A 16,390-nucleotide genomic window follows, 5' to 3' on the forward strand; every position below is an offset into this window, starting at 1 on the left:
CTGTCCCGTCCTCTTGGGTCTTCGCGGCGTCCCTGCTGGTGGGACGTGGTGTGGGTGAAGTGGGGCGGGCGGGGCTAGCGCACCCAGCCCGTGAAGCTCTGTCCGACGGTGCGGGTGGTGCGGCTCTTCTCCGGCGTGCGTGGCTGGGTGCCGCCGTCGACCGCGGCCGACACGGCCCGTACCAGCCAGGCGTTGACCGACAGGCCCTCGCGGCTCGCGGCTTCCTCGGCGCGGGCCTTGAGGTGGGCGGGCAGGCGCAGGTTGACGCGGGCGGTGCCGCCTTCGTCGCCGTCGGCGGGTGCCGGGGCCGGTGCCCTGAGCGGCTCGGCGGGCCCGCTGCTGTCCTCGTACGCCTCGTCGCCCGCCGGACGCGTCACCACGAAGTCGGGGTCGAGGCCGCGCAGTCGCACGTCGACCGACCCGGGGGCGAGGTCACGGGTGATCTCGTCCATCGCGGCGGAGAGCACGTTGAGCATCGTCAGTCGGGTCGCCGACTCCAGGGGAGCGGTGAGCCGCTCGGCCAGCTCGCGGGCTTCTTCGCCGCCGGCTTCGGCGGCCACCGCGAGTTCGCGGCGGAGGTTGTCGACATACGGCGTGAGGTCCATGACACCATAGTGACACCACCATGGCGCCATGCGCAAGCCCACCAGGAGGGCCATTGCGGCGCGAGGTAAGCAGGACGACCCTGACCTGCGAAAACGTACCGACATCGAGTTGCGCCAGTACGGCGCCACGGGAGTCCGGACCCCACCGGACACCTCACGAGTGGCGCCGCATGGCACCACTCGCATCACCCTGGCGCGGCCTGGACGAGCACGCAGCAGACCGGGCCCATGCCGAGACGGCGCACCGATCGCCGACCCACGCAGGCGCGACCCGATCCACACCGTGGCGCCACAGGCGGCACGCGCGTCACCACTGACGACCCCCAGTGGTGCCACTTGTGTGCCATCATGGCACCACTAGGGGGGCAGTCCTCGGCATCGCAGCCGAGGGGTGCGCGTTTCGCGGAGTCAGCCGTCAAAGGGGTCGGACCATGGAGACGGCACGGAGTCAGCAGCTCGTGGCGGCACCCGGCGCCTTCACCGCCTTCACCCGCTTCGCGCTCTGCGGCGGCGGGGTGGGGCTCGCCGCCGGCTTCGCCGTGGCGGCCCTCGCCTCCTGGGTTCCCTGGGTCTTCGCCAACGCCCTGGTCACCGTGGTCTCCACGCCCCTCGCCACCGAGCTGCACGCCCGCTTCACCTTCGGCGCGGGCGGGCGCGCGACCTGGCGCCAGCATGTGCAGTCGGCCGGGTCCGCGGTGGCCGCGTACGCGGTGACCTGCGTGGCGATGCTGGTGCTGCGGCAGCTGGTGGCGGCGCCCGGCGTGCTGCTCGAGCAGGTCGTCTACCTGTCCGCCTCCGCACTCGCCGGTGTCGCGAGGTTCGCGGTGCTGCGCCTCGTCGTCTTCGCCCGCAACCGCTCGCGGGCAGCGGCCACCGTCCGCCCCGTGCACGCGACCATGGCCCACGCCTCGACTCCGGCCGGCCCTGAGGCGCTCTGCCACGCCGCCTGACTTCCCGCCGGGCGGAAGAACGCCCCGGAGCGGGGGTCACGCTCCCGGGACGTGGCACCACGACCTTGACCACCCTGCGGTGACCACCGGGCGCTACTGAGCTCGCCGTTGGGCGCGCCGTTGGGCGCCGATCATGTACGGGGCGCGTGGTCGGCCGCGCCGGCCGGTGCCTTCAGCAACCGGTTCAGCTCGTCCCCCGCCTCGTCGTACCCGGCGTCGGCGATCCGCTGCAACGCGCGCAGGTCGCCGGTCGCGATCGCGCGACGCGTCAGGAGGAATCCGGCGCGCATGCTCCCCTCGTCCAGCAGCCCGCTCAGTTCCTCGACGTCGTCGGCTTCGTCAACGAGGTCGGCCAGCCGGTCCAGAGCCGCCTCGTTACCCTCATCGGCCAGCTCACGCAGAGTCTCCCGATCAGCATTCATGTTCGCCATGACTCCATCCTGCAAGCCTGCCCCAGGGGCAAGGTCAAGTGCGACGATGGCAGGGTGATCACCATCGGGCAGCTGGCCAGGTACGTCGGCGTTTCGATCAAGACCATCCGCGTCTATCACGACAAGGGGCTGCTTCCCGAGCCCGACCGCGACGCGTCCGGTTACCGGCGATACGGCGCCGACGACGCCGTCGACCTGATCAAGATCCGCACCCTCGCCGAAGCCGGCGTCCCGCTGGCCCGCATCCGGGAGCTGAGATCGGCGACCGACGAGGACTACCAGCGGGCGCTGGGTGAGATCGACGACGAACTCACCGCCCGCATCCGAAGCCTGCGGGCCGTGCAGAAGCGCCTGCGCCGGCTCGCCGCCGGGCAGCCGGCGCTGCCCACCGAGGTCGGGGCCCACCTGGAGCACCTGACCGAATGGGGATTCTCCCCTCGCTGGGTGGAGCTCCAACGCGACCTGTGGATCCTCGTGTTCGCCACCCACCCGGACCATGCGACCGCCCTGTTCCACGACCAGGCCCAGAGCCTGTCCGACCCCGCTCTGCGGCAGCTCTTCCTCGACTACGACCACGCGCACGACCTCGTACCCGACGATCCCCGCCTCGACGACCTCGCCCGCCGGATCGTCGAGGCGACCCGGGAACGCTACGGACCCGGCGCCCCGCCCGAGCTGGACGCCACGTCGGAGATCCCCGCCCTCATCCAGGGCACGGTCAATGCCTCGTCCCCGGCATGGCAGCGCCTCGACACGCTCATTCGCGCGCGACTGCGGACGTGACCCGCCGTGTTCGGAGGAACCTGACACCGGAGCAACGAGGCCTTCGGGCAGCAGGTCCGCAGGTGCCACAGGTCTCCCGCGATGAGGCGAACCGTTCGAACTGGCTTGCGCGTGTAGCACAATGCGGCTCTTGGAAGGTCCGGGAAGCGGCGGGCGGCACACAGCCGCGTCGCCTCCGCACGAGGAGAGGGAGAGCCGTCCGGATGCACAACGAGGAGGCCGCACAGGTGCCACCGGACCAGGAGCGGAAGGTCGCGGGCCGCTATCTGCTGCTGTCGCGCCTCGGCGAGGGCGGGATGGGAACGGTGTGGCGTGCGCGCGACGAGACCCTGCACCGCGACGTCGCCGTCAAGGAGGTGCGTGCCCCCGCCGGGATGTCCGCCGCGCACATCGAGCGGATGTACACCCGGCTGGAACGCGAGGCCTGGGCCGCCGCCCGCATCCCCAACCGCAACGTGGTGACCGTGTACGACGTGGCCACCGACGACGGCCGCCCCTGGATCGTCATGGAACTCGTGCGTGGACGCTCGCTGGGAGACCTGCTGCGCGCCGAGGGACCGCTGGCCCCGAAGCGGGCGGCGCAGATCGGCGCCGAGGTCCTGTCGGCTCTGCGTGCCGCGCACGGCGAAGGGGTGCTGCACCGCGACGTGAAGCCCGCCAACGTGCTGCTCGGCGACGACGGCAGCGTCGTGCTCACCGACTTCGGCATCGCCATGGTCGAGGGCGATTCCTCGCTGACCATGACCGGCGAGGTCGTGGGCTCCCCCGAGTACCTTCCGCCCGAGCGGGCCCTCGGCCGCACGCCGGGTCCCGAGTCCGACCTGTGGTCGCTCGGCGTTCTGCTCTACGCGGCCGTGGAGGGCCTCTCCCCCTTCCGTCAGGACACTCCGCTCAGCACGCTGCGCGCGATCGTCGACGAGGAAGCCCGGGCACCGCGCCTCGCCGGCCCTCTCACCCCGGTCATCGAAGGGCTTCTGCGCAAGGAGCCCAGCGAGCGCATGACCGCCGAGCAGGCCGAGCGGGACCTGCGGTCGATCGCGTCAGGTGATGCGGCCCGGACGGCTCCGGCATCCCCGGCGATTGCGACGGCCGCCGCGGATGCGCCCACGAGCGCCGACCTGGAAGCCCCGACGGCCGACGCCTCGGAGGGCCCAACGGCCGGAGAAACCCGCACAGTCGGCGACGCGGCGACGGTGGACGATGCGGCAACGGTGGGTGACGCCGCGAGGGTGGGTGACGCGCCGACCACAGGTGACGCGGCGACGGTGGCTCACGCGGCGACGGCGCACACCGTGCCCGGGACATCTCCTGCTCGGACCGTTCAGACTCCTGAGCCTGCTCGGACCGTTCAGCCTGCCGAGCCGGCTCGGCCCTCTCAGCCCCATCAGCCCGTACCGACACCCTCCGCGACCCTGCCGCACGGACCTGCGGTCGCCGGGGCGTCTGGCGCCACCACACCGACCGGCGTCTTCGGCCCGCCCGTCCCCTTCGAGCCGCCGCCTGCCGATGCCCCGCGCCGTCACCGACGCACCGCGGTCGTGATCGCCGGCGCGGTGGCGTGTGCCCTGCTCATCGCCGGGCTGAGCTACACGCTGGTCAATCACGGTCACGACGAGGGAGGCAACGGCAAGGCCGCGGGCACGAACGGTTCGTCGCAGGACACGGGCGCGACGCCCGGCGCCGGTTCGTCGCCGGGCCGGGCCGAGCAGGACACCTCCGCCTCGCAGCAGGTTCGTGTGACGGTGACGGGCGTGAACACGACCTATGTGGGCGCGTGTTCGCCGCCGGCCGACCGGGCACCCACCTTCACGGCCACGTTCGCCGTGGACCAGGTACCGGCCAGGATCACCTACCGGTGGGTGTCCAAGGACGGTTCGGTGGTCGACCGCAAGTGGCGCTCCCTCACCTTCCCCGGTGACGGGGACCGCACGGGCCAGGACGTCGTACGGCTCACGGCGTACTCCAAGGCCGGAACCTTCACCAGCGAGATCGGCGTTGAGGTCAAGGGCGCCCTGGGGACGACCTCGAACACGGTCCCCTTCTCGGTGACGTGCGAGTAGACCACGGACGGAGCGGCCGGAAACCGGCCGTTCCGGCCGAGTTGTCCGGGATCGGTTGAACCGCCGCCGGGCACAACTGCGTGTATGTCCGGGGATGCTCCACTCTTGCACGGGGCCGACCGCGCCATGCGGTCCGTCCTCGTATCCGTCGTTGTTCTCGAATGCCGCTCACAAGGAGTACGCAGGTGCCGTCGATCATCGTGGGACGTACGGGTCCCTTCACTGGTCAGAGTGTGGTTCTGGACGGTGCACCGCTGACACTCGGTCGCAAGGGTGACAACGGCATCGTGCTCGTGAGCGCCAACGCCTCGCGCCTGCACGCCGAGATCGTCACGGAGGAAGCCGGGTTCGTCCTCTACGACCGGGACAGCCGCAACGGCACGTACGTCAACGACGAACGCGTCACGCGGCACGTGCTGCGCCCCAATGACTGCATACGGATCGGCGACGAGACCTTCCTCTACGAGGCGCAGGAGGCGATGGAGACGGTCATGGACCTCTCCCTGCTCAACTCCCCGCGCGTCGACCCGAGCACCGTCTCCGGCACCCTGCGCGTCACGGTCACCGGTGGGGGTCCGGTCGGCCTCGCCTTCGCTCTGGCGCTCGAGGAGCAACTCCCGGGGCGTGTGCAGATCACCGTGTACGACGCCCGGTGGCGCAAGGAAGGCTCCACCGTCGTCTGGAAGGACGAGCGACACGGCAACGTCCGGCGTCAGCAGGTCGTGACCGTGCAGAGCCGGCAGTACCTGGCGCTGTCCGAGGAGGTCCGCTCGGCGCTGTTCGACGACACGGACGGCTACTCGGAGATGTGGCCCGTCGGACCGGACTCCGTGGACGGCCGTCCGCCGCGCAACATCCGCATCGCCCACGTCGAGGACCAGTTGCTGGAGCTGGCCGACAGACGCGAGGCCATCAGGCTGGTGCCCCGGCGTTTCGACGTGGAGGAGCAGCAGAACCGGCTCGCCCAGGACCACGTCCTCGTCATCGCCGAAGGCGGGCGTTCGCGCACCCGCGAACACTTCGCCGACCGCTTCGGGGCGGCCGACGCCTCGATCTACTCGCTCGACGGCGAGCACCTGCGGGACGTCGTGCTCGGGTTGCGGGTCAAGTCGACGCTGTCGGACCCGATGAGCGTCCTGCTCACCGTGTCGCAGAACCGTTTCCTGCTCAACTCGCTGCGCGGCGAGGGCTTTCTGAACATGCGGCTGACCCGCGAGGAGGCCGAGGACGTGATCGGCATCGACCCGGTCCGCAAGGTCTTCGAGGAGTGCATCGCCGCCCGTCCCTGCGTCATGACCCGTGGCGAGCACCACGAGTTCGTGTGTCCCACGCACGGAACCCTGTTCCTGCCGGCCCTGCTTCAGGGTTCGCCGCTGTGGAAGCGGATCCTGGAGGGGCTGAAGATGTTCGGGGTGCCCGAGGAGGACCTGTCGGCGGTCACCTCGTTCCGTCTGGACATGGTGCAGCGTCCGCGCTTCACGGCCCAACTCAGCCGGCCCACAGCCAAGACCCCGGGAACGTTCGGCTTCCTGCTGGGCGATGCGGCCAACGCCATCCACTTCTGGCCCGGCCGCGGCCTCAACAGCGGTCTGGCATCGGCCACTTCGCTCGCCCGCTCCCTCAGCCGGGTCTGGCAGGGCCGGCCGCTTCGCGACGCCGACTTCATCCGGCACGAGGCGGCGATGTCGATGCTTCAGTACCGGCACAAGTCCCGGGCCTGGAACGCGATGGTGGCGACCGACGACGAGGGGGTCACCCGCGCCATCAAGGACATCGTCGCCCGCAGCATGGAGCCGGACGACGGCTCCGCGGCGAGGCGCTCCGACCTCGACCTGCTGCTCGACCGTATGACCGCCATCCGTGAGCGGCTGTCGTCCCGCCTGCCGGGCATGCCGACCGACGAGGTGCTGCGCGCCCACCTGGCGACGCTCGGGCCTCAGACGCTGCGCACGCTTCAGGAGAGCGGGGCGTGGGACACCCTGATCGTCAGCGGTGAGGAGGCCGACATCGACATCTTCTACCAGTCGGAGGTCCCGGTCTTCGTCCCCCGCCCCACCGACCCCCGCACCGGCCTTCCGCCGCACGCGCCGCAGGAGGCCGCTTCTCGCCACTGAGGGCCCGTCCACCACTCGGGGAAGGGTTTCCCCGCACTCACCCGCAGCGTTCCGGGACTCGTCTCAGGAGGGACAGTCTTCCCGTCGTCCCTCGCGGACGCGGTCCCGGAACCTCCGGGGAAGCCCTCCTTCCGGCGGGCAGGGGTGTCAGCCCCGGACCGTCCTGAGGGCGCGGGCCCAGGACTCCAGCTGGTCGAACAGGGTGGTCGCGGCGGCGTCGTGCTGCTCGGCCGGCTTGAAGAGGGAGAAGTTCTCGAAGTCGGTGAACAGCGAGAAGGACAGCTGCTGACGCACGTGGGCCAGCTGCAGTTCACTGGCCACGCTCCGCAGGTGCTCGATGGCCCGGGCGCCGCCGAGAGAACCGTAGGAGACGAAGGCGGCGGCCTTGTTGTTCCACTCGCCGTACAGGTAGTCGATCGCGTTCTTGAGTACGCCGGAGGTGGAGTGGTTGTACTCGGGGGTCACGAAGATGTACCCGTCGAACTCGGCGATCTTGGCCGCCCATGCCTTGGTGTGCTCCCCCTGGTACTGGCCCATGGACGGCGGGATGGCCTCGTCGAGGTGGGGCAGCGGGTAGTCGGCGAGGTCGACCAGCTCGTACTCCACGCCGGCGCGGGCGCCGGACCGGTCCACCACCCAGTCGGCGACGGCCTTGCCGTTGCGGCCGGGGCGGGTGCTGCCGAGGATGACGGCGATCTTCAGGTCACTCATGTGGTCTTCTCCTTGATGGCCGCCGATCGAGGCCGACCTCTTCACTTGAACCTTCATGTCAGACCCTAGACCAGTGACTCATGAACGTTCAAGTGTGAGCCGGTCGCGGCGTTCACGCCGGATAGAATCCCGGCATGCCCGAACAGGTGCCGCACCCGCACGAGGAGCCCCGCTGGCTGACCCCGGCGGAGCTGGAGACGTGGCAGCGGTTCAGCCTGATGCTGCACAAACTGCCCACCGCCCTGGAAGCGCAGCTGCAGCAGGACTCCGACCTCCGCTACGCCGAGTACTACGTCCTCGCCGGACTGTCCGACCAGCCGGAACATCGCATGCGGATGAGCGAACTGGCCGTCCTCGCCAACTCCGAGCAGTCCCGCCTCTCCCACATGATGAGCAGGCTGGAACGCCGCGGTTTCGTCCGCCGCGAACCCGACCCCACCAACGGCCGCTACACCCACGCGATCCTCACCGACGCCGGGCTCGCCCATCTCGTCGAAGCCGCCCCGGGACACGTGGCCCGGGTGCGCGCCCTCGTATACGACGTCCTCGAACCCGCCGAGCTGGACAGCCTGCGTTCCGCCGCCGAGAAGATCAGCGAGAGCATCGACCGCTGGGAGCGGCGGGGCGGCCCCGGCGAGAACACGGCCACTCAGCCGCAGCTGCGGGACGCCACACGCTGATGGGACCCCGATGCGGGACGCCGTACATCCGGCGTCCCGCATCGTCGATTCGCGTCCCTTCGTGCGCCCACGGCACCCGGTCGCCACAGAATATTCAGAAACGGAACCACGTAGATTTTACGAAATCCTGAACTGAGACGAAGATCACACGTCAAACAGGACAAGCCGTCTCCGTTTTCCGGCGGTCCGCATGCCAGTCTGGGAGGGCGTTGACCTGCCATTCGACCGCTGTCACGGAGGGAGAATTCCATGACCTGCCACCCGCCGTTACCCGACCTGACGTCCAGGCCTTCACTTAAACCGAAAGTCTGAGACACCATGACGGAACGTCCTGAATTAGTTCAGACTTTCGGCCGGAAAGCAGAAACAGATCGAATAGCGCAACTGCTCGCCGCCGGTTCTGCGGGGCGCAGCGGCACGCTCACCGTCCAGGGACCGCCGGGAACGGGCAAGACCAGGCTGCTGCTGGAGTCCCAACGGGCCGCGGAGCGACTCGGCTTCACCGTTTCCTCGTTCTTGAACCCCGCCGCGGGCGGACCGGCAGGACGCCATGAGGCCGCATCCCTCATGGCGGTTCTCGACTCCGCCGCAGTGAGCTCCACGCCCCGGCTGGTCGTGGTGGACAACCTGCACAACGTCCCCGAGGAATTGACCGAGGCAGTGGCATCACTGGCTCACTACGAGCCGCCGAAGAATTCCCGGACGGCTCCCCTCATCCGGATCATCGGGCTTCGCACCGAATTACAGAACCCATCGATGCGCCGCCTTTCCAGTGAATTTGCCGGGTGCCAGCGAATAGAACTCGGCAGGCTTTCCGAAGCCACTTCGAGAGAACTCGCCGCCGACATCATGGGCGCCGCTCCCGACCCGAAGCTCGCCGACATGATCTCCGGCGCGGGAGGAAATCCCCTCCTGATCGTGGAACTCGTCCAGGGGTTGCGCGAGGAGGGTTCCGTGGAGATCTCCCACGAGCGGGCCCGGCTGCTGGACGAACGCATCCCACGACGGGTGCGCGACCTCGCGCAGCACTGGCTGGACTCGCTCTCGGACAAGGCCCGCCAACTCGTCCAGGTGGCCGCGGCGGTCGGCGGGTCCTTCATGGTCGTCGAGGTCGCCTCGATGCTGCGGGAGACCACCGCGTCGATGCTTCCCGCGCTGAACGAGACCATCGCCTCGGGCTTGCTGATCTGTCCGGGCGAACAGACGGTGTTCCAGCACGAGCTGGTGCGACGCTCCATCGCCGACGCGCTGCCCGCCGCGGTCCGGCAGGCGCTGCGCCAGGACGTGAGCGCCCTGCGCAGGCAGCACTGCCTCCAGGTGCCGATACCGCCGGAGTTCCTGGTCACCGGCGGCCGTCCGCCCGGCACGCCGGTGGCGGGGTCCACGGACGCGCCCGGTCCACTGCACACGCCCGGCCCGCTGCCCGCGCCGGCGCCCCTGTCGGGCGCGACCACGGGACCCGGGATCGTCCACCGGCTGCTGCCCGCCCTGATGATGGCCCGCGGCACCCGCACCGAGCCCCTGCCGTTGGGGCTCGCCGAGGAGTTGCGAGCCGGCCTGACCTCCGTGCTGCAGGCCCACTACGCCGACGCGGCACTCACCGGGACCGCCGACGCACCGCTCGCCGACCGGACCGACCGGATCACCCGCAACACGGTCTCCCTCTTCGCCGACGGTGTGGAGCGCGCCACCACCCGGGCGCGGGCGATGCTCGCCACCCACCAGGGCCGCGACGACGACGCCGACGCGGTGACGGCCACCGTCGTCATGTCCAACCTGGAATGGGCCGTGGGCAACCTCGCCGAAGGGCTCAGATGGGGGCAGCGCGCCGTCCAGCGCCTGGGCCCGGCCACCCCGCCGGTGTGGTCCCCGTACGTCAGGCTGGCGCTGGCCACCAAGCTGTCCGACATCGGCCGGTTCGAGGAGGCCGAGGAGCTGATCCGCACGGCCCGGACGGAGGCCGGGGCGCTCGGCCACCCGCACACGGCGACGCCGTTGATCGCCAGGGCCAGGCTGCTGCTCCAGTCCAGCCGGCTCCAGGAGGCCCAGGACTGCGCCCAGACCGGGCTGGAGGTCGCGGCCAAGACCGGCGGCGGCTGGGTCGTACCGGTCGGGCAGGCGGTGCTGATCCTGGTCGCGCTGCGCCGCGGTGACCTGGCGTCGGCCGCCGACTACGCGTGGCGCTGCCGGGCGGCCGTCGGCGCCGACAGCACGGTCTTCCCCTCGATCCACTTCGACTGGGGGGAGTGTCTGGTGGCGACCGCGCAGCTCGGCGCACGGCGCACGGCGGAACTGCTGACCACCACGTACGCCCATCTCCTCACCTCACCCCAGCTGTTCGTGGAGGAGGCGGCGGCTGCGGCCTGGTTCGTCAGGCTCGCTCTGGCGGCGGACGACATGCCGCTCGCGGCGACCGTGGTGACGGCCGCCGAAAGGTTCGCGGCCGCCAACCCCGGGCTCCCCACCCTGGCCGTCGCCGCCCTGCACGCCAGGGGGTTGCTGGAGCGGGACTCCGAGGCACTGCGGCAGGCCGCGCGCGAGCACGTCAGCCCGTGCGCGGGCGCGCTCGCCGAGGAGGACCTGGGGATACTGCTGAGCGCGCAGGAGGAGAAGAACGGCGCTCTCGGCGCCGCCGCGCTGCGGTCCGCGCTGCGGCGCTTCGTACAGATCGGATCACAGGGCGACATCGAGCGTATCCAGGCCTTCATGGAGGAGCGCGGGACGCCCGTCACGAGCTCCCCCCGCCGGAGCAGGGCCGCCACCGCGGGCTGGGAGGCGCTCACGGAGACCGAACGGTCCATCGCCCACCTGGTCAGCGACGGGCTGACCAACCGCCAGGTCGCACGGCGGGTCAGCCTGTCTCCGCACACCGTCAACTACCACCTCAGGGCGATCTTCCGGAAGCTCGGCATCGGCTCACGGGTCGAAGTCGCCCGCCACATCACCCACAGCGCATGAGATGCGCACCGCAGAAAGGAAGAACATGGCCAAGCCGTTCACGGTCCGGGTCACCGTTCGCGTCTACGAGACCGACGCGCAGGGACACCTCAATGGGAACGTGTACCTCCAGCACGCGGAGCACGCGCGCTGGGAACTGCTGCGCGCGGCCGGGATCAACCAGGCGGACCTGCTGAAGAAGGGCGTCAGTCCCGTCAACCTGGAGACGACCATCAGGTACCACCGTGAGGTGGTCGCCGGCGACGAGGTGGACATCAACTGCGTCTTCGTCTTCGGCGAGGGCAAGAGCTTCCGGGTGGAGCAGACCATGACCAGGGCCGACGGCACGCTCGTGGCGGAGGTCTTCAACGTGGGCGGCATCCTCGACCTGGACGCTCGCAAGCTCGTATCCGATCCCCGGGAGTGCTTCCGCTCGGTGGCGGCCGATCCGGCGGTGGCCGGGATCTGACCGCGCCGCCGCGCCGGACGGCGCCGGTCTCCCCACTTCTTCTCGTGGGGGGACCGGCGCGGCGCGTCACGCCCCGACGCGTTCCCGCAGCTCCGGTGTCATCAGCTCGCCGGAGGGCAGCACTCCGGAGATGGTGGAGAAGAACCGCGCGGTCATCTGCGCGTCGTCCACGATGGCGCGCATCAGCGGCAGCCGACGGCCCGGCCGCAGCTCGGCCGCCGCCAGGGTGTCCCGGTATCCGTCCATGACCAGCTCGTCCCGCCGCTCGCCGTACCGGCGCAGCGACTTGTCCAGCGCGGGCCCGTCGCGCAGCCCGTCGCCGACGGACTCGACGAGCGCGGTCGCCTGCCGGAAGGCGTCGGTGATGCCCTTGCCGGTGAGCGAGTCCTTGTGGTGGCCCGCGTCCCCCACCAGCGCCCAGCCGGGGCCCGCCGCCTGGCGGAAGAAGTTGCGCTGGTCCCCGGTGCCGAAGAGCCGGTCCTCCTGCGTCGCGCCTGCCATCCGGTCGGCCAGGACGGGTGAGATGGCGGAGATGTTCTCCAGATAGGCGGTACGGGCGTCCGCGCGCACCCGGTCGTAGTCCGCCATCGGGAAGTAGGTGCCGACCAGGGTCAGGCCGTCGTTGGTGGGGACGAATCCGGCCCACTTGCGGGTGCTCTCGTACACCTCGAATCCGGTGTCGATCCCCGACCAGAACGAGTAGTACGCGCAGGTCAGCATGGGATCCTCCAACTCGATCCGGGCACCGGCGAGTTCGGCGACCTTGGAGCGCATGCCGTCCGCGCCCACCACCAGACGGGCGCGCTCCTCGAACTGCTGCCGGCCCGAGCGGTAGCGGACGCCTGCCACGCGGCCGTCGTCGAAGACCAGCTCGTCGACGGTGGACTGCTCGCGGAACTCCGCGCCGGACGCGACCGCCTCGTCGGTGAGGATGCGGTCCAGCAGATAGCGGCGCGGGGCGTACGCGGCGGTGACGCCGTCGGCGGGCCACGAACAGCCTTCGAGCACCACGTCCTTGACCTGGTGACGGGCATGGTCGAGCGGCGGGCAACCGGTGGCGGCGACCGCGTCGAGCACGCCCCAGCGCTTCAGGTGGGCGACGCCGGGCTGATGGATGTAGAGGGTCGAGAGCGTGTCGCGGGGGTGGCGGATGCGGTCCAGCAGCAGCACGCGGTATCCGGCGCGGGCGAAGAGCATCGCTGTCGGGGAACCGGCGGCCCGCGCTCCCACCACTATGACGTCGTACACGGGGCGACCGTGCCTTTCCTGGGATCGGAGGTCCGGGGACGGAGGTCCGCGTCGGGGGTCCGGGGACGGAGGTCCGCGTCGCAGGACGCGGCGCGCGGTGGCCGGGCGGGTACGGGCGCCGGCAGGCGTCCGCGGGCAGGGACCGTCAACCCACGCCCGCCTTTCCCAGCGCGTCGGCGAGTGCGCGCAGGGTCCGCAGGCCGTCCTCCGCGTCGACGGGGAAGATCATCGCGGAGAGCGTGGTGACTCCCGCCTCCGCGTGCTCCCGCAGGGTGTCGGCGATGCGGTCGACGGGGCCCAGCAGACAGGTCCGTTCCAGGAACTGCCGGGGGATCGCCGCGGCCGCCTCCCGCGGGCGGCCCTCCAGGTAGAGCTCCTGGACGCGCCGTGCGGCGTCCGCGTAGCCCATGCGGGCGGCGAGACGGTTGTAGAAGTTCTCCTTGCGGGAGCCCATGCCGCCGAGATAGTGCGCGGTGTACATGCGGACGCGGTCGGCACAGTCGGCGACGTCGTCGCCGACGACCGCGGGCATCGAGGAGACGACGTCGAACCCCGTCAGGTCCCGGCCCGTCCTGGCCCGCCCGGCGCGCAGCAGCGGCAGGTGCTCGGCGACGGTCTCGGGCCGGTAGAACACGGACAGCCAGCCGTCGGCGATCTCCCCGGCCAGTTCCACGTTGCGCGGGCCAACCGCCGCCAGGTAGACCGGCACGTCCTTGCGGCGCGGCCGGGTGCCCAGGCGCAGCGGCTTGCCCGGTCCGTCGGGCAGCGGGAGCCGGTAGTGCGTGCCGTCGTAGACGACGTCCTCTCTGCGCAGTGCCATGCGGACGATGTCCACGTACTCGCGGGTGCGCGCCAGCGGCTTGTCGAAGCGCGCGCCGTGCCAGCCCTCGGCGACCTGCGGCCCCGAGACGCCCAGGCCGAGCCGGAAGCGGCCCTCGGAGAGGATGTCGAGGGTGGTGGCGGTCATCGCGGTCATGGCGGGGCTGCGGGCCGGGATCTGCATGGCGGCCGTGCCGAGTTCGATACGGCTGGTCTGCGCGGCGAGGTAGCCGAGCAGGGACACCGCGTCGGAACTGAAGGCTTCGGCGGTCCAGGCCACCGCGTAGTCGAGCCGCTCCGCCTCCTGTACGTATCTGGCGGAGGTCCTCGGGTCGGCGCCCGCGCCGAGGTTGCCGAGGTAGCGCAGGTTCAGTCCGAGTCTCATCGGTGCACCGTCCTGGTCGGATCGGCGACCGCCCCCGGGTCGTTCCCGGGCCGGGCGCAGGCACGGTCCAGGAAGTCCAGGACGGTCGCGAGGTATCGCTCCTTGTCGGCCCACAGGCCGCGCAGGTGGCGGGCGTCGGGGAGCACGAGGGTCTGGGCGTGCGGGTAGCGGCGGGCCAGCCGCAGGATCTCGTCGGCGGGGACGACGGCGTCGGCGCCGCCGCCGATGAACAGCATCGGGGTGGTGGCGTATCCGGGCGCGGCCGGGGCGGGCGGCCAGTCGGCGCCGCCGATGGTGAGGTGGTTGAACAGCTCGAAGGACCGCTCGGCGACCGCGGCGGCCCTTCCGCCGCGGGTCCGTTCCGGCAGTGGAAGCAGGCCCTCGCGCAGCAGGTTGGGTGAGATCGCCGGCGGGTCGCAGGCGGGCCCGCTGTCGCAGACCACCGCGTCGACGACCGGGTGCAGCTTCTGCAGCGCACGCAGCATCGCGAACGAGGAGAGCGAGAAGCCGTACAGCACGAGCCGTGCGCCGGCGTACTCCGGCAGGGAGGTGACGTACCGGGCAGCGGTGACGGTGTCCTGCCCGAACTTCCGGCCGAAGCCGGCGAATCCGCGGTCCTGGAAGCTGTCACCGTGGTTGCGGTAGTCGAACAGCAGCACCGTGTGTCCGGCCCGGTGCAGACAACGGGCGTAGGGCAGGCTGCGGGACTTGTCCAGCCCGAGCCCGTGGCCGAGCAGCACCACGCGGTCCGTACGCTCGCCCCGGCACAGCCAGCCGGCGAGAGTCCGGCCGCTCCTGCCCGCGGGGATGGTCACCTCCTGCACCGTGAGCCCGAACTGCTCGGGTCGGCGGCGGCGTTCGGGCCTGGGCGGATGGAACGCGGTGTACGCGGTGCGCAGGGCGTCGAGGGGCGCGGCGAGCAGCGCGGCGGCGGCGCGGCGCGTGCGGCGGCTCGTACCGCTGATGCCGCTCACACCACCAGACCTCCGTCGATGCCGAGCACCTGGCCGCTGATGTAGGCGGCCCGCGGCGACACCAGGAAGGAGACCAGGTCGGCGACCTCGTCGGCGGCCCCGAAGCGTCCCAGTGGGACCTTGCCCAGGATCTGCTTCTTGACGGTGTCGGACATGTCGGCCGTCATGTCGGTCTCGATGAGGCCGGGCGCGACGGAGTTGACGCGGATGCCGTACTTCCCGACCTCTCTGGCGAGCGAGCGGGAGAAGCCGATGATGCCGGCCTTGGACGCCGCGTAGTTGCTCTGGGTGGCGTTGCCGTGCACGCCCGCGACGGACGACATGGTCACGATGGAGCCGGTGCGCCGCTTCATGAAGGAGAAGACCGAAGCACGGCAGATGGTGTAGGTGCCGTCGAGGTTCGTGGAGATGACGTCGCGCCACTGGTCGTCGTCCATCAGGACGAGCGGGTTGTCGCGCACGATGCCGGCGCTGGTGACGACGGCGTCCAGCGGGCCGAGATCCTCCTCGGTCCGGCTGACGAACGCGCGGGCCGCGGCCGGGTCCGCGACGTCCAGCGACTGGGTGAGGACCCGTGCGCCGAGCGCGGTGGCCTCCTTGGCGACCTGCTCGGCCGCGCCGGTGTCGGAGCGGTAGCAGAACGCCACGTCGAAGCCGTCGCGGGCGAGGCGGGTGACCACGGCCCGTCCTATGCCGCGGGAGCCGCCGGTGACGAGGGCGACCGGTCGTACGCCGTCTGACATGTTGCTGCCTTTCGGTGGGCTGGCGGGTCGGGCTTGGGGGGCGTTGCTCCGGAGCGGCGTCGAGCACGGTTGTCCGGGCCGGCAGGTGGTACGGGCCGGCTGCGCGGGGCCTGCGACGGGCGCGGGCCCCGCGAACACCGGCCCGTACGGCGCCTGCCCGAGGAGCCGTACGACGGCTACTTGAGCTTCGAGTCGACCAGCGCCCGCACGTGGAGCAGGGTGGAGACCTGCTTGAAGTCGGACTCGGCGACCTTGATGCCGTACTTCTTCTCCAGGTTGACGACGATCTCCAGGGCCATGAGCGAGTCGACCTGGAGGTCGTCGACGAAGTGCGCCTCGTCGGTGACCTCTTCGACGGGGAGTTCCAGTGCGTCGGCGACGAGCGAGCGCAGTTCCTCGGTGTCGACGGCGACGGCGGTGTTCTCGGACATGTGGTGATTTCCTTCCGAACGGATCTGCTGGGCGTTGCGGGTGGTGTGCG

15 protein-coding genes are annotated in these 16,390 nt (G+C 70.9%); 7 read left to right on the forward strand and 8 right to left on the reverse strand.

The annotated features are described in order from the left end of the window. Positions 1 to 74: 74 nt before the first annotated feature. Positions 75 to 605 (reverse strand): hypothetical protein, encoded by a 531-nt coding sequence (locus tag ACIQMR_RS27905; RefSeq protein WP_401392829.1) that lies wholly within the window; start codon positions 603 to 605, stop codon positions 75 to 77. Between the two features lie 431 nt (positions 606 to 1,036). On the opposite strand from ACIQMR_RS27905, the gene ACIQMR_RS27910 reads away from it, so the two are divergent. Then, positions 1,037 to 1,555, forward strand: coding sequence for a hypothetical protein (locus ACIQMR_RS27910; protein WP_401392832.1), 519 nt, complete (start codon positions 1,037 to 1,039; stop codon positions 1,553 to 1,555). 131 nt (positions 1,556 to 1,686) lie between these two features. On the opposite strand, the gene ACIQMR_RS27915 is transcribed toward ACIQMR_RS27910, so the two are convergent. Further along, complete coding sequence (locus tag ACIQMR_RS27915; RefSeq protein WP_401392834.1) at positions 1,687 to 1,977, reverse strand: hypothetical protein; 291 nt, start codon at positions 1,975 to 1,977, stop codon at positions 1,687 to 1,689. 63 nt (positions 1,978 to 2,040) lie between these two features. On the opposite strand from ACIQMR_RS27915, the gene ACIQMR_RS27920 reads away from it, so the two are divergent. From ACIQMR_RS27920 to ACIQMR_RS27930, 3 genes are all read left to right on the forward strand, one after another. Further along, the gene (locus tag ACIQMR_RS27920; RefSeq protein ID WP_401392837.1) at positions 2,041 to 2,769 is read left to right on the forward strand and encodes a MerR family transcriptional regulator; all 729 of its coding nucleotides are present in this window, start codon (positions 2,041 to 2,043) and stop codon (positions 2,767 to 2,769) included. Positions 2,770 to 2,972: 203 nt separating this feature from the next. Next, on the forward strand, positions 2,973 to 4,829 hold the full coding sequence (locus tag ACIQMR_RS27925) for a protein kinase (RefSeq protein ID WP_401392839.1): 1,857 nt from the start codon (positions 2,973 to 2,975) through the stop codon (positions 4,827 to 4,829). A gap of 185 nt (positions 4,830 to 5,014) precedes the next feature. Next, complete coding sequence (locus ACIQMR_RS27930) at positions 5,015 to 6,943, forward strand: FHA domain-containing protein (protein ID WP_401392842.1); 1,929 nt, start codon at positions 5,015 to 5,017, stop codon at positions 6,941 to 6,943. Between the two features lie 147 nt (positions 6,944 to 7,090). Here the strand turns inward: ACIQMR_RS27930 and ACIQMR_RS27935 are convergent, their stop codons facing one another. Continuing rightward, positions 7,091 to 7,654 (reverse strand): NAD(P)H-dependent oxidoreductase, encoded by a 564-nt coding sequence (locus ACIQMR_RS27935; protein WP_340370390.1) that lies wholly within the window; start codon positions 7,652 to 7,654, stop codon positions 7,091 to 7,093. Positions 7,655 to 7,788: 134 nt separating this feature from the next. Between ACIQMR_RS27935 and ACIQMR_RS27940 the strand changes: the two genes are divergently transcribed. The 3 genes from ACIQMR_RS27940 to ACIQMR_RS27950 all read left to right on the forward strand — a co-directional run bounded on the left by ACIQMR_RS27940 (position 7,789) and on the right by ACIQMR_RS27950 (position 11,740). After that, entirely contained in the window at positions 7,789 to 8,334 is a 546-nt protein-coding gene (locus tag ACIQMR_RS27940; protein WP_401392846.1) for a MarR family winged helix-turn-helix transcriptional regulator, read from the forward strand. Positions 8,335 to 8,652: 318 nt separating this feature from the next. Further along, positions 8,653 to 11,292 (forward strand): LuxR C-terminal-related transcriptional regulator, encoded by a 2,640-nt coding sequence (locus tag ACIQMR_RS27945; protein ID WP_401392849.1) that lies wholly within the window; start codon positions 8,653 to 8,655, stop codon positions 11,290 to 11,292. A 25-nt stretch (positions 11,293 to 11,317) separates the two neighbouring features. Then, on the forward strand, positions 11,318 to 11,740 hold the full coding sequence (locus ACIQMR_RS27950; protein WP_401393220.1) for an acyl-CoA thioesterase: 423 nt from the start codon (positions 11,318 to 11,320) through the stop codon (positions 11,738 to 11,740). A 66-nt stretch (positions 11,741 to 11,806) separates the two neighbouring features. Here ACIQMR_RS27950 and ACIQMR_RS27955 read toward each other — a convergent pair whose 3' ends face one another. The 5 genes from ACIQMR_RS27955 to ACIQMR_RS27975 form a co-directional block, all read right to left on the reverse strand. After that, positions 11,807 to 12,988, reverse strand: coding sequence for an NAD(P)/FAD-dependent oxidoreductase (locus tag ACIQMR_RS27955; RefSeq protein ID WP_401392851.1), 1,182 nt, complete (start codon positions 12,986 to 12,988; stop codon positions 11,807 to 11,809). Between the two features lie 145 nt (positions 12,989 to 13,133). After that, the gene (locus tag ACIQMR_RS27960; protein WP_401392854.1) at positions 13,134 to 14,192 is read right to left on the reverse strand and encodes an LLM class F420-dependent oxidoreductase; all 1,059 of its coding nucleotides are present in this window, start codon (positions 14,190 to 14,192) and stop codon (positions 13,134 to 13,136) included. Beyond that, a complete protein-coding gene (locus ACIQMR_RS27965; RefSeq protein WP_401392856.1) occupies positions 14,189 to 15,166 on the reverse strand; it encodes an alpha/beta hydrolase in 978 nt (325 codons plus the stop codon). The genes ACIQMR_RS27960 and ACIQMR_RS27965 overlap by 4 nt, the downstream gene beginning before the upstream one ends. Next, positions 15,163 to 15,909: a 3-oxoacyl-ACP reductase FabG gene (gene fabG / locus ACIQMR_RS27970; protein ID WP_401392859.1), complete on the reverse strand. Its 747-nt coding sequence runs from the start codon at positions 15,907 to 15,909 to the stop codon at positions 15,163 to 15,165. The genes ACIQMR_RS27965 and fabG overlap by 4 nt, the downstream gene beginning before the upstream one ends. 176 nt (positions 15,910 to 16,085) lie before the next feature. Further along, on the reverse strand, positions 16,086 to 16,340 hold the full coding sequence (locus ACIQMR_RS27975; RefSeq protein ID WP_266387960.1) for an acyl carrier protein: 255 nt from the start codon (positions 16,338 to 16,340) through the stop codon (positions 16,086 to 16,088). Positions 16,341 to 16,390: the final 50 nt, after the last annotated feature.

Origin of the sequence: Streptomyces sp. NPDC091376 (assembly GCF_044757085.1) — a bacterium.
Classification (GTDB): Bacteria; Actinomycetota; Actinomycetes; order Streptomycetales; family Streptomycetaceae; genus Streptomyces; species Streptomyces pratisoli.